Origin of the sequence: Streptomyces sp. NPDC051582 (genome assembly GCF_040681715.1) — a bacterium.
Lineage (GTDB): Bacteria > Actinomycetota > Actinomycetes > Streptomycetales > Streptomycetaceae > Streptomyces.
Genome location: NZ_JBFAZJ010000030.1, coordinates 46,093 through 58,201, shown reverse-complemented (window position 1 = coordinate 58,201; position 12,109 = coordinate 46,093). Strand labels below are relative to the sequence as shown.

Sequence of the window (12,109 nt, the reverse complement as noted above, 5' to 3'; positions counted from 1 at the left end):
ACCGGCCGGTCAGCCCGCGAACACCGCCGACGCCTCGGCGGCGTACTCGCGCAGCCGCGGCTCCAGGCCGGCCGGGGCCGCGGCGCCCGCCGGCATCAGGCGCCGGGCCTCGTCCTCGGTGGCGTGGCTCAGCAGCCAGGCGCGGGACCACGCCGGGTCCGCGGAGCGGTCTGCCTGACGGATGCGGGCCTGCGCGGCGGCGTACGCGGCGCCGGGCACCCGGCGGGCGATGACCGGCAGGACGTGCCGCTCCTCGGCTTCGATGTGCGCGGCCAGCAGGTCCCGCTGGACGGCCAGCAGGCGGGCCAGGTGCCCCGCGTGGCGCCCGGGTTCGGCGGCGAAGCGGGCCGCGGCCGCGTCGCAGTCGGCCTGGAGCGCGTCGAGCGCCTCGTGGTCGGCGACGAAGCGGACGATGCCGGCCACCGCCTCCGCGGCGTCGGGCACGGCGTCCAGGACCACCGGCCACAGGATCTGGTCCCCGCGGTGGTGGCCCCGCACGACCTCGTTGAAACGGTGCACGTACCCGGCGATGGCCCCGGCCCTCGCGGGCCCGGCCGGTTCGGCGGCCGCGGCCAGAGCGCCGAGCAGCCCGGCCAGGCGCTCGATGTCGGCCAGGATCGCACGATGGGTGACCCGGACGCCGGTGAGATCGGCAGCCACCGGACCGTACGGCCTCGCGGGGGCGACGTGTTCGCTGTCCATACGGAGACTGTGCGCGCCCCGTGTCAGCGTCGGGTCAACGTTCGATGAACGTCGTCCGTCCACTGCGTCATAGGCTCGGGGTACGCCCACCCCCTCCACCGGAGAACCTGGAGATCCGCACCATGCCGCCCACCGGTCCGCAGTCCGTCGACCGCGCGCTCGCGATCCTCGACGCCGTCGCCGACGCCCCCGGACCGCTCGGCGCCAAGGCCCTGGCCCGCCGGATGGAATGCTCGCTGTCCACCGCCTACCACCTCCTGGCCCCGCTCACCGAGCGCGGCTACCTCGTCCGCACCCCGCAGGGGTACGAACTCGGGCCGCGGATCCCCGGGCTGCACCGGAGCCTGCTGCGCCATCTGGAGCCCACCCCGCGCATGGCCGACCTGCTGACCCGGTTGCGCCGCAGCACCGGCGCCGAGGCGTACTACACCGCCTACCGGGGCGGCCTGATCACGGTCGTCGACACCACCGCCCCGGTCACGGACGCGGCGCATCCGTTCGCCCCCGGCCGGGAGACCCGGGCGCACGCCACCGCGCACGGCAAGGCGCTGCTCGCCGAGCTGCCCCGGCCGCTCAGGCGGCGGTACCTGGCCGAGCACGGGATGGCCCGTCTGACCGGGGCCACCATCACCAGCGCCGAGCTGCTGGAGACGGAGCTCTCCCGGGTCCGCGGGCAGGGGTTCGCGGTGTCGATCGGCGAGGCCGATCCCGCGTACACCTGCCTGGCCGTCGCCCTGCCGCGCGGCCGCGAGGAGAACCAGGACGGCGACGCGGTGCACGCCCTTTCGGTGTCGCTGGCTACCGAGGAGTTCCGGCGGCGCCCGCACGAGATCCGTACCGCGCTCGATCGGGCCGCGGCGGCGTGCGTCTGATGCCCCCGGCCGGTCGGCGGACCGCCCTCGCAGGCGGTCTTCCGAAGCCGTTTTCCGACGCTGCCGGAAATACGGCGCGATGGGGATGCGCGGGCCCCGCCGGGGTGCCAGGCTGGTCGGCATGATCTTCATCGCCGTCAGGTTCGACGTCCGTCCGGAGCACAGCGACAACTGGCTCACGCTCGTCGACGAGTTCACCCGGGCCACCCGCAACGAGCCCGGCAACCTCTTCTACGACTGGTCGCGCAGCGTGGACGAGCCCACCAAGTACACCCTCCTGGAAGCCTTCACCGACGCCGAGGCGGGCGCCGCGCACGTCGCCTCCGACCACTTCAAGGCCGGTATGGAAACCCTCGCCGGCGCCATCGCCAGTACGCCGGAGATCATCCACGTCGAGGTGCCCGGCCAGGGCTGGAGCGCCATGGCCGAGCTGTCCCCCCGCGACTGATCCCACGGGCCGGCGGCGCCGCCTCTACGAGGACAGCCCCAGCAGGCGGGCCGCCGTCTCGCGCATCTCGACCTTGCGGACCTTGCCGGTCACGGTCATCGGGAACTCCTCGACGACGTGCACGTACCGCGGGATCTTGAAGTGGGCCAGCCGTCCGTCGCAGTACGCGCGGACGGCCGCCGCGGTCAGCGGCGGCGCCCCTTCGCGCATCCGCACCCAGGCCATCAGCTCCTCCCCGTACTTGTCGTCGGGGACGCCGATGACCTGTACGTCCAGGACGTCCGGATGGCCGTGGAGGAACTCCTCGATCTCGCGCGGGTACACGTTCTCCCCGCCCCGGATCACCATGTCCTTGATGCGGCCCGTGATGCTCAGGTAGCCGTCCTCGTCCATCACCGCCAGATCTCCCGTGTGCATCCAGCGCGCGGCGTCGACGGCCTCGGCGGTGCGCTCCGGCTCGCCCCAGTAGCCGAGCATGACCGAGTAGCCGCGGGTGCAGAGCTCCCCCGGCTCCCCGCGCCGCACGGTCCGCCCCGACTGGGGGTCGACCACCTTGACCTCCAGGTGCGGTCCGACGCGGCCCACCGTGGACACCCGGCGCTCGACCGAATCGTCGGCGCGGGTCTGCGTGGACACCGGCGAGGTCTCCGTCATCCCGTAGCAGATGGACACCTCGCGCATGCCCATCCGGTCGATGACCTCCTTCATCACCTCGACCGGGCAGGGCGAGCCCGCCATGATGCCCGTACGCAGGCTGGACAGGTCGTACGCGTCGAAGCCGGGCGCGGCGAGCTCGGCGATGAACATCGTGGGGACCCCGTACAGGGAGGTGCAGGACTCCGCCTCGACCGCGTCGAGGGTGGCCCGGGGGTCGAAGGCCGGCGCCGGGATGACCATCGCCGCGCCGTGGCTGGTGCAGGCGAGGTTGCCCATCACCATGCCGAAGCAGTGGTAGAAGGGAACCGGGATGCAGACCCGGTCCTGTTCGGTGTAATGGCACAACTCGCCCACGAAGAACCCGTTGTTGAGGATGTTGTGGTGCGAGAGGGTCGCCCCCTTCGGGAAGCCCGTGGTCCCCGAGGTGTACTGGATGTTGACCGGGTCGTCCGGGCTCAGCCCGGCCGCCGCCCGTACGAGGTCGGCCGGGTCGCCGCGGCGGCCCCGCTCCAGGAGGGACGACCACTGCGGCCCCTCCAGCAGGACGGTGAACTCCAGGTCCGGGCAGCGCGGTGCGACCTCCTCGATCATCCCGGCGTAGTCGGAGGACTTGAAGCGCTCCGCCGCGACGAGCAGCCGGATCCCGGCCTGGCGCAGCACGTACTCCACCTCGTGCGAACGGTATGCCGGGTTGACGGTGACGAGGATGGCCCCGATCTTGGCGGTGGCGTACTGGACCAGCGTCCACTCGGCGCGGTTGGGGGCCCAGATCCCGACCCGGTCCCCCTTGGCGATGCCCAGGTCCAGCAGGCCGAGCGCGAGGGCGTCGACGTCGGCGGCGAACTCCGCGTAGGTCCACCGGCGCCCGGCGGCGAGGTCGACGAGGGCGTCGCGGTCGGGGAAGCGGCGGACGGTGCGGTCCAGGTTCTCGCCGATCGTGTCGCCCAGCAGCGGTACTTCGAAGACCCCGGATGCGTAACTCGACGCTGTGCTCGACGCGGCAGACACACGTACCTCCTGGACTCGGTGGCGGGGCGGGGCCCGGCGGGCCGGCGCCCCCTCATGATCCTCTTCGTCCGTAGCCCCGGCCAGCCTTCCGGCGCCGTTCCCCCGAAGGGTGTTCGGCGACCGGCCGTCCGTGCCCGGCGCTCAGCGGATGCAGCCGACGATCCTGACGGAGACCTCCGCGCTGCCGGTGAGGCCGGCCGCCGGATCGGTCGCGGTGAACACCAGCTCGTACGTGCCGTCGGGTAGCAGCGGGACCAGGAAGCGGCCCGATGCGCCCGCTCCCAGCGTCACCGGCCCGTTCGGCCCGGTGATCCGCCAGCTCGTGTACTGCGGGTCGGTGAGGGGCCGGTCGTCCGGGCGGGTCCGGGCCGTCGCGGCGAACGACTCCTCGCAGCCGCGCCGCAGTTGCCCGCCGCTCGACGGCTGCCGGATGCTCACCGCCGGGGCCTGCGGCTGCTGCCGGGTAGGCGCTCCGCTCTGCGACGGGGTGCCCGGCCGGCTCGGGCCGCCCTTGGTCGGGGTTCCCGGGCTGCCGGGCGCGGGAGTCGTACCGGGCGGGACGGATGCGCTCGCCGACGGGGAGGTGCCGGGCGTCGGGGCGGAGGACGAGGGCGAGGGCGACGCGGTGCCCGTACCGTCCGGCACGCCCGGCCCCGGATCGAGGGCGTGCGGCAGTTCGGGCCGGGAGACGGAGGGCGGGGCGGGGGCCTTGGCCGGTTCGGTGGGCTCGGCGTCGATCTTCGCGCAGACCGCCGTGGCGACCAGCGACTGGCCGTCCGGCACCGGCGCGACGCGCAGTTCCTGGTCGTCCGGGCCGCGCCCGTGGGTGTCGAAGTAGCCGTTGCCGGTCAGCGTCTCGCGGTCACTGTGCTCGATCCAGACCGAGTTGGAGTAGTCGAGGCCGGCCTTCTGCTGGTTCCTGCCGGTGACGTGCCAGGCCTTCACCTTGGCCCCCGAGGGCTCACCGCCCGCCGCCGGCGCGTCGGTCGGCGCGTACAGCCACCCGTCGCCGAAGAAGCGCGTCGGGGCCTCCGCGGCTCCCGTCTCGTTCTCGGCGGGGAACTGGAAGCCGCCGCCGACCACCAGCTTCCCCTTCGGGCAGGACACGGCCGCGTCCGCGGTGCCGCCCGCCGCCACCGAAACCTTCGCGGTGGCCACGGACACGTCTTTGAGCCGGACGCAGACGGGACGCAGCGTCACCGCGTAGTTCGCCTCCGGCGGTTGCGGGTCCTCGATCCGGGTCTGGCGCACGATGTTCTCGGACGAGTGGAGCGGGAACGTGCCGGAGCTGAGCCGGGTGCCCGGATTGAGCGAGGCATAGGGCACGGCCTTGGCGTCGCCGGCGAACACCGACTTCGTGGTCAGGCTGTCGAGCGGGACCGGTGCGACGCCCCGGCCCGTCACCGTACGGCCCGCCCGGAACTCGGTGCCCAGCGAGGTGAAGTCCCCGGGACAGGAGGGCGATGCGGAGGCGTGGTGGGCCGCCTCCGCGAACGGCCCTCCCGTCGTGAGGTCGTGAATGAGCGCGCCGCCGGTGGCCGTCACCTTGTTGCCCCGGTCGTGGAAGGCGTGCGCCTGCTCGGACCAGTCGACGCCGCCGAGGAACTCGGGTTTCGCGTTGACGCACAGCGCGTACGAGGTGAGCGTGGCGGGCGCGGCGTCCGGGTTGTACGCGGCCGCCAGCCACGCGTCACCCACGAAGAGGCTGCTCGTGGCGAAGCCCGTGCCGGTGACGGCGTACCCGCCGCCGAGCGCCTTCTCGTGGCTCTTGCAGGCGGCGACCGCGGACTGCTCGCCTCCCGCCGCGACCGATACGGAGACGCTGCGCTGGACGACCGCCAATTGCGGACCGCCTCCGAGCGCCCATACCCCGGCCCCCACCGCGCCGGTCACCACCAGGGCGCCCGCGGCGGCCACCGCGGCCGTTTTGGTGGTGACCGCGCTCCCCAGTCTCGCCAAGACTCCAGACCCCATCGTCGATGCCCTTCCCCCGGCCCCGCACGGCCCGCACCTCCCCGCGACGGCGGGGCGTGGGCAATGTAGCGCTGCGTGCGATACACGTCACAGAGGCTTGAAGTATCGGTTCTGCCATGGACTCCCCGCCTTCGGGCAAAGCCGCCGCGGGCGGGTCGGGGGTGGCGCTGGTGCCACCCCCGATACGGAAGCCAGGGACATGGAGGGCGCGGGGGCCCGCGCGCGACGATCAAGGGGACCGACCGTATCCCAAGGGGGAGTTCAAAGATGCACGTGTTCAGGAAGCCGGGGCGCAGGCTCGCGGTCGCGGCCTGCGGGCTGCTCGCCGCGACCGCCCTGCCCACCATCCCGGCGAGCGCCACGAGCGCCACGAGCGCCACGAGCCCCGCGAGCGTCGCGAGCCCCGCAGGCCTCGCGAGCCCCGCGAGCGTCGCGGCAACGGGCGGCGGGACCCCGCCGGTACCCTCCCGCTACCGGCGGCAACAGCTCGACTGGCAGCCGTGCCCGAGCGGTTCGCTGGAGTGCGCCTCGATGTCCGTGCCGCGCGACTGGTACCACCCGGACTCCGGACCGGACCTGACCATCGCGCTCTCCCGCCGTCGCGCGGCGGATCCGGCGAAGCGGCGGGGCGTCCTCATGATGGCGGCCGGCGGCCCCGGCGCCTCGGGGCTCCCCCGGCCCGCCGGGCTCGCCTCGTACAGTCCGAAGCTGGCTGCCGCGTACGACATCGTCTCCTTCGACCAGCGCGGTGTGGGCGCGAGCACGAAGGTCGTCTGTTCGGACCAGGACAAGGTCGACGCCATGTTCGGCCCCGGCGTCGACATGCGCGACCGCTCGGCGGCCGCCGTCCGGCAGACCGTGGAGCGCGCGCGGGAGTTCGTAGGGGACTGCCGGCGCGAGTCGGGCGGGCTGCTGCCGTACATCACCACCGATCAGGCCGTGCACGACATGGACCTGTACCGGGAGTTGCTCGGGGTCGGGAAGATCTCGTACTACGGGCCCTCCTACGCCAGCTTCCTCGGGGCGTACTACGCGACCGAGTTCCCCCGCCGCGTGGAGCGGGTCGTCCTCGACAGCAACATCGACTTCACCGGGGACTGGCAGTCCTTCCTGACCGGGCAGCCGATGAGCTTCCAGCGCCGCTTCGAGCAGGACTTCCTGCCGTGGCTGGCGGCCAACGACGCCACGTACCACCAAGGGCGCACGCCACAGGAGGCGCAGGCCTCGTACGAGCGGCTGCGGGCCGCCCTGCACGACCGGCCGCTGGACGTCGAGGGGACGCTCATCACCCCCAACCACCTCGACGCGGCGGCCACGAGCGGTCTGTACGACGTGGACCAGTTCGCGGACCTCGCCTCGCTCCTCGGCTTCCTGACCCGTCCCGAGCAGGCGCCGGAGCAGACGCGCAAGGCCGTCGCGGGCAAGCTCCGGCACGTCATGAGCGCCGAGTTCGCCGCCGACTTCTTCTCGGTCACCTGCGGGGACACCGCCTGGAACCGCGACGGCCGGTACTGGATCGAGGAGAGCGCCGGGGCGACGCGCACCCATCCGCTGGCCGGGGCGCGGGAGTTGACGTACGCATCGGTCTGCGCGAACTGGCCGCGCTCCAAGGCCCCGCGCATCAAGGTCACCGGCGAGGGGCTGCCGCCGGTGCTGATGCTCAACTCGAAGAACGACCCGGCGACCTACTACGAGGCCGCCGTGCGCGCCCACCGGGGGCTGGCCGGGTCCCGGCTGGTCACCGTGGAGGGCGGGGACCACGGCCAGTTCCAGAACGGCAACGCGTGCGTCGACGCCTACGTGGAGGGCTACCTGCTGGACGGCGCCCTGCCGGCCGGGGACACCGGATGCCCGGCGCCGGGGCGGTGATCCGGCCGGGCACGCGGCGGCGCCGTCACTCCTCGACGGCGCCGCCCATCCGGCGCAGGTGCCGGCGGAAGGTGTACGAGGGGTCGGCCTCGCGCAGGACCAGGTAGTCGGCGAAGGCCGTCTGGCTGCGCAGGGATTCGCCGGCGCGGATGCGGCGGGCCTGTTCGCGCTCGGTCTCGCGGATCCCGAGCGCCGTGTCCAGCACCTCCTCGACCCGGTCGGCGGCCACGAACAGCACCCCGTCCGCGTCGCCGAAGACGAAGTCCCAGCCGCCGACGAGGTGCGGGCCGAACCGGGCGGTGACCAGGGCCTCGGGCTCGCGTTCGTCCAGCCGCACCGGCCCGGCCGGATGGCTTCCGTAGCTGAACACGGGCAGGCCGATCTCGGCCAGCTCGGGCGTGTCGCGGTGCAACCCCCACACCACGAGGCCGCTCACGCCCGCGCTCTCGGCTTCGAGGGCGGAGAGGTCGCCGACGCATGCCTCGTCCGTCCGGCCGCCGTTGTCGATGACCAGGACGTCACCGGGCTCGGCGGATCCGTACGCCTCCAGGAACACGTCGACGCTGCCGTAGTGGCGCACCGGCAGTGCGCGGCCCGCGACCCGGTGGCCGGGCAGCACCGTGCGGATGCCGGGCGGTGCCACGCGCACCGGCACTCCGGCGCGCAGGCAGGCATCGGCCACGAGCGGCGTGGACAGGTCGGTGAAGGCCTTCAGCATGCCGTCTCCCTTTCATCTCCCGAACGGACGGCTTGGGTCAGCCACCGCCCCCATGGTGCCTGCCCGGTCGCCCGGGCGCGGGGGTTCGGGGTGGGAAGTCACGGGATGTCGGTGTCCGAGGGCTCCGCCCCGTACGTGTGCGGCTCCTCGCCCTGCCATTCGAGGAGCTCCGAGTCGCCGAGGACCACGTCATCGGGGTCGGGTACGCCGGCCCGGCGCAGGAACTCGATCAGGTCGGCGTCGTTGAACGCCAGGCCGAGGACGGTGTCCTGGCCCTCGGCGCGCAGGGAGACCCGGCGGCCGCCTGCCGGGGCGAGCGGGTGGACGAGGATCGGCGCGTGGTGCATGCGGCCAGCCTCTGCCGGGACGGCCGGGGCCGCAATCCGCGGGCCTGGCGCCGCGGGACAGGCGGGACTTTGCGGACACCCCTAGAGGTCCGCCGTGACCGGCAGGGCGCGGAGGGCGTGGAAGCGGAACGTGCTGCTCCAGGAGAGCAGCTCCACGGGGCCGGCCGGGCGTAGCCCGGGCAGCCGGTCGAGGAGGGCGCCCAGCGCGAGCGTGATCTGGAGGCGGGCCAGCGGTGCGCCGAGGCAGTAGTGCAGCCCGTGGCCGAGCGCGAGGTGGGCCTTGTCCGCACGGTCGATGTCGAAGCGGTCGGGATCGGGGTAGCGGTCCGGGTCGCGGTGCGCCGCGGCCAGGCAGAACAGGACCGTGTCGCCCGCCGGGACGCGGACGCCGCCGATCTCCACCGGCTCGGTCGGGAAGCGGCGGATGGCCGTCTGGTTGGGGCCGGCGTACCGCAGCAGCTCCTCGACGGCTTCGGGGAGCCGGGCGGGGTCCGCGCGCAGGACGGCGAGCTGCTCCGGGTGGGTGAGCAGGGTCAGGACCCCGGCGCCGATGACGTGCTGGACGGTCTCGCTGCCGGCCATGAGGATCAGGAAGGCGAGCGAGACCAGCTCGTCCTCGGTGAGCCGGTCCTCCTCGTCGCGCGCCGCGATCAGGCTCGACAGCATGTCGTCCCCCGGGTGGGCCCGCCGCCGCTCCACCAGCTCGACCAGGAACCGGTGGACGCTGCCGACGGCCGCCACGAGCTCCCCCTTCGAGCGCGGGGCGAGCATGGTGGCCACCCAGCCGGAGAACCGCTCCTGGTCGGGGGCGGGTACGCGCAGAAGTGCGCCGATGGTCCGCAGCGGCAGCGGCTTGGCGAACTCGGCGACCAGGTCCGCCTCGCCGGTACGGGCGATGGTGCCGGCGAGCCGGGTGGTCAGCTCGTCGACGCAGTCCTGGATGCCGGTCCGCAGCAGCTCGACGTGCCGGGCGGTGAACCCCTTCGAGACGAGCCGGCGCAGCCGCAGGTGGTCCTCGGGGCCGACGTTCAGGAGGTTGGCGTCGAGAGCCGGCGGCAGCGAGAACCCGCTGAAGCCCGTGGTCGAGTGCCGCTTGTCGACGGAGTACCGGGCGTCGGCGAGCCCGGCCCGTACGTCCGCCGCGCGGGTGACCAGCCACACCGGGGAGCCGTCGGGCAGCGCGACGCGGTGCACGGGGCCCGCGGCGCGCAGGCGCGCGTGGACGGCGTGCGGGTCGCGGGCGAACGACTCGTCGTACGGGCACGGCAAGGATGCCGTGGGGGTGGTCGTCTCCTGTGTCATGCCTTCTCCCGTTCCCGTTCCCGTTCCCGTGTCCGAGGCCGGCGGCGGAGGTCCGTAGGCGCCGGAGGTCATGGGGCGCCGATGCGGCCGCCGAGCCATTCCAGTGCGGGCGGGATCTCCCGCCGCCACGTGTTGAAGCCGTGCCCGCCGCTGTCGAGCGTGATCGACGAGACGCGCGCCGGGGCCTTCACCTTCGCGATGAACTTCTGCGTGTCCTTGTAGTTGGGCTCGCCCTGCTTCGAGCTCGCCACCAGGAAGGAGGACTTGCCCTGCGGCAGGTTGTCCAGGCTCCACAGGAGGTCGGATCGTTTCTCCTCGGCAGTGTTCCCGTGGAAGAGATCACCGGAGTACTGGTCGAGCTCTGGCCTGTAGTCCGTCGACAGGCCCACTCCGGCCCCGTAGTGCTCCGGGTGCTCCAACGCCATCTTCAGCGCGCAGTAACCCCCGGTGGAGTCCCCCATGATGGCCCAGTTCGAGGGCGAGGTGGCGACGCGGTAGGCGCTGGAGACCGCCTTGGGCAGGTCCGTACCGAAGAAGGTCTCGCTGGCCGGGCCGCCCGGCACGTCGACGCACTGGCTGTTGCGGGTCGGTATCACCGAGGGCTGCATCATCACCAGGACCATCGGCGGCATCTTCTTCTGCTTGGCGAGCCTCCACGCCGTCCTCGGGTAGTCCAGCCCCTTGAGCAGGTTCTCGGCCATTCCCGGGAAGCCCGTGAGCACCACGGTGGCGGGGAACTTCGTGTTCTCCTTGCCCGGCTGGAAGTACTCGGGCGGCAGGTACACGTACGCCTGGACGACGGCCTTGGACCCCTCGCCCCGCACCGTGATCCGCTCGATCTCACCGCCGATGCGCGGTGTCGCCCCGCCGGGTACGTCCGTCGGCTGGCGGCCGACGACGCGAACCGCCGCACCGCCCGGCGCGTCCTGGCCCATGGAGGGCATCGCCCCGTGCGTCCCGGCGAGGTCCGCCCAGGATCCGTAGAGCAGGAAGGTCCGGTTGGCGATGAGGCCGACGGACGCGAGCAGCAGCACCTGGAGCGTCAGGACGACGCCGATCCGGCCGAGCACCGGCCGCCCGCCGCGGCGGCCGAGGCGCGGCCAGAGCCACACGGCGGCGGCGAACGCCAGCGCCGTGCCGAGGAGGACGAGGATCAGGAGCGTGCTACTGGTGAGACTCACGGAACAGAGGGACTCTCTACGCTGGCCGGGTCGGCACGGACCTGCGGTCCGGCGGCGCCGCCTGTGCGGGCGCACAGAGCTAGACCGCATCGGGGCCCGATCCGTTCCACCCCGTTCGCAGGAGAAAAGGAAGCCACAGACGCAGTCGCATCCCTTTTGCGCCATCCGGCCACGGGACGGCGGATGCTGGTCACCCCGCGCCCCCTCACGCCGCACTCGGCGCCGTACAGGGCGAACTCCAGCCAACTTGTTGACATGGTCCTGACATTTCAAGGTCCCTGTGGGACGTTCCCTGGCGCGTCTCGAAAGCTCTCTCCCCCGGCCGGTTCGGACACCGCCTCCGACGGACCGGGCGCACGCCGGCGAGGCCGTCCCGGGCCCCGCATCACACCCCCACGAGGACGTGGCGAAGAGGAGCGACAGCATGAAGATCTCGACATGGCCGGGCGCGGCCGTCCTGGCAGCAGCGGTGATCGTCGTCGGAGCGACGTCGGCGACCGCCCTCGGCCCCACCGAGGACCAACAGCTCGACGGCGTCATCGTCGTCGCCGGCAACACCTGTACGTGGACCAACGCGCGCACCAGCGCCAACCCCCCGAGCGCGCTGACCGTCGACCGGACCACCATCAACGCCCCCGGCGGCAACCTCGGCTGCAACGGCGGCATCACCGCCGCTCTCAACAACAACCCCGCGTTCACCTTCGACGACGCCGCCGGCCTCGCGAAGACGGACGCCATCGACATCACGGGCAAGATGAGCTTCATCTCCTGCCGCTACAAGGCCACGAACATCACGTGGAACCGTGACGGCGCGACCCGCAAGTACGTCAACCAGGCCTTCACCGCGACCAAGACCTCGGGCAGCTTCCTGTGCCCCGGCTCGGTCACGACGGCCGCCGGCGACGCCTCGATGCTCTTCCACTGAGCCCTCTCCGCGGAGCCCGTATCGCCGGGGCCTCCTGAAAGGGCCCGGTAGCAGCAGAGGTCCCACCGGACGGACCGGTGGGACCTCTGCGCGACGGCTGTGCGCG

General features: G+C 73.0%; 11 protein-coding genes. 4 read left to right on the top strand and 7 right to left on the bottom strand.

What is annotated here, in order from left to right; translation table 11 throughout:
- Positions 1-9: 9 nt before the first annotated feature.
- Complete coding sequence (locus tag AB0M92_RS30995) at positions 10-702, bottom strand: hemerythrin domain-containing protein (protein WP_366105625.1); 693 nt, start codon at positions 700-702, stop codon at positions 10-12.
- 122 nt (positions 703-824) lie between these two features.
- Here AB0M92_RS30995 and AB0M92_RS30990 point away from each other — a divergent pair, with 122 nt between their 5' ends.
- Positions 825-1,574, top strand: a complete 750-nt coding sequence (locus AB0M92_RS30990; RefSeq protein ID WP_366105624.1) for an IclR family transcriptional regulator C-terminal domain-containing protein — start codon at positions 825-827, stop codon at positions 1,572-1,574.
- Between the two features lie 121 nt (positions 1,575-1,695).
- Positions 1,696-2,022, top strand: coding sequence for a putative quinol monooxygenase (locus AB0M92_RS30985; RefSeq protein ID WP_366105623.1), 327 nt, complete (start codon positions 1,696-1,698; stop codon positions 2,020-2,022).
- A gap of 24 nt (positions 2,023-2,046) precedes the next feature.
- Here AB0M92_RS30985 and AB0M92_RS30980 read toward each other — a convergent pair whose 3' ends face one another.
- The gene (locus AB0M92_RS30980; protein WP_366105622.1) at positions 2,047-3,687 is read right to left on the bottom strand and encodes an AMP-binding protein; all 1,641 of its coding nucleotides are present in this window, start codon (positions 3,685-3,687) and stop codon (positions 2,047-2,049) included.
- Between the two features lie 141 nt (positions 3,688-3,828).
- Positions 3,829-5,646, bottom strand: a complete 1,818-nt coding sequence (locus tag AB0M92_RS30975) for a hypothetical protein (protein WP_366105621.1) — start codon at positions 5,644-5,646, stop codon at positions 3,829-3,831.
- Between the two features lie 282 nt (positions 5,647-5,928).
- Here AB0M92_RS30975 and AB0M92_RS30970 point away from each other — a divergent pair, with 282 nt between their 5' ends.
- Positions 5,929-7,530 (top strand): alpha/beta hydrolase, encoded by a 1,602-nt coding sequence (locus AB0M92_RS30970; RefSeq protein ID WP_366105620.1) that lies wholly within the window; start codon positions 5,929-5,931, stop codon positions 7,528-7,530.
- A 25-nt stretch (positions 7,531-7,555) separates the two neighbouring features.
- Here AB0M92_RS30970 and AB0M92_RS30965 read toward each other — a convergent pair whose 3' ends face one another.
- From AB0M92_RS30965 to AB0M92_RS30950, 4 genes are all read right to left on the bottom strand, one after another.
- Positions 7,556-8,248 carry an RraA family protein gene (locus AB0M92_RS30965; protein ID WP_366105619.1) on the bottom strand — a complete coding sequence of 231 codons (693 nt, stop codon included), beginning with the start codon at positions 8,246-8,248 and terminating at the stop codon, positions 7,556-7,558.
- A 98-nt stretch (positions 8,249-8,346) separates the two neighbouring features.
- The gene (locus AB0M92_RS30960; RefSeq protein ID WP_366105618.1) at positions 8,347-8,595 is read right to left on the bottom strand and encodes a hypothetical protein; all 249 of its coding nucleotides are present in this window, start codon (positions 8,593-8,595) and stop codon (positions 8,347-8,349) included.
- Positions 8,596-8,676: 81 nt separating this feature from the next.
- Positions 8,677-9,897 (bottom strand): cytochrome P450, encoded by a 1,221-nt coding sequence (locus AB0M92_RS30955; protein WP_366105617.1) that lies wholly within the window; start codon positions 9,895-9,897, stop codon positions 8,677-8,679.
- A gap of 68 nt (positions 9,898-9,965) precedes the next feature.
- Positions 9,966-11,078, bottom strand: a complete 1,113-nt coding sequence (locus AB0M92_RS30950) for an alpha/beta hydrolase-fold protein (RefSeq protein ID WP_366105616.1) — start codon at positions 11,076-11,078, stop codon at positions 9,966-9,968.
- 424 nt (positions 11,079-11,502) lie between these two features.
- Here AB0M92_RS30950 and AB0M92_RS30945 point away from each other — a divergent pair, with 424 nt between their 5' ends.
- Positions 11,503-12,003 carry a hypothetical protein gene (locus tag AB0M92_RS30945; protein ID WP_366105615.1) on the top strand — a complete coding sequence of 167 codons (501 nt, stop codon included), beginning with the start codon at positions 11,503-11,505 and terminating at the stop codon, positions 12,001-12,003.
- Positions 12,004-12,109: the final 106 nt, after the last annotated feature.

Excerpts from the sequence above, each read along its gene's own strand:
- AB0M92_RS30970 (WP_366105620.1), top strand. The coding sequence starts at position 5,929 with ATGCACGTGTTCAGGAAGCCGGGGCGCAGGCTCGCGGTCGCGGCCTGC.
- AB0M92_RS30945 (WP_366105615.1), top strand. The coding sequence starts at position 11,503 with ATGAAGATCTCGACATGGCCGGGCGCGGCCGTCCTGGCAGCAGCGGTG.
- AB0M92_RS30955 (WP_366105617.1), bottom strand. The coding sequence starts at position 9,897 with ATGACACAGGAGACGACCACCCCCACGGCATCCTTGCCGTGCCCGTAC.
- AB0M92_RS30985 (WP_366105623.1), top strand. The coding sequence starts at position 1,696 with ATGATCTTCATCGCCGTCAGGTTCGACGTCCGTCCGGAGCACAGCGAC.
- AB0M92_RS30995 (WP_366105625.1), bottom strand. The coding sequence starts at position 702 with ATGGACAGCGAACACGTCGCCCCCGCGAGGCCGTACGGTCCGGTGGCT.
- AB0M92_RS30960 (WP_366105618.1), bottom strand. The coding sequence starts at position 8,595 with ATGCACCACGCGCCGATCCTCGTCCACCCGCTCGCCCCGGCAGGCGGC.
- AB0M92_RS30990 (WP_366105624.1), top strand. The coding sequence starts at position 825 with ATGCCGCCCACCGGTCCGCAGTCCGTCGACCGCGCGCTCGCGATCCTC.
- AB0M92_RS30965 (WP_366105619.1), bottom strand. The coding sequence starts at position 8,248 with ATGCTGAAGGCCTTCACCGACCTGTCCACGCCGCTCGTGGCCGATGCC.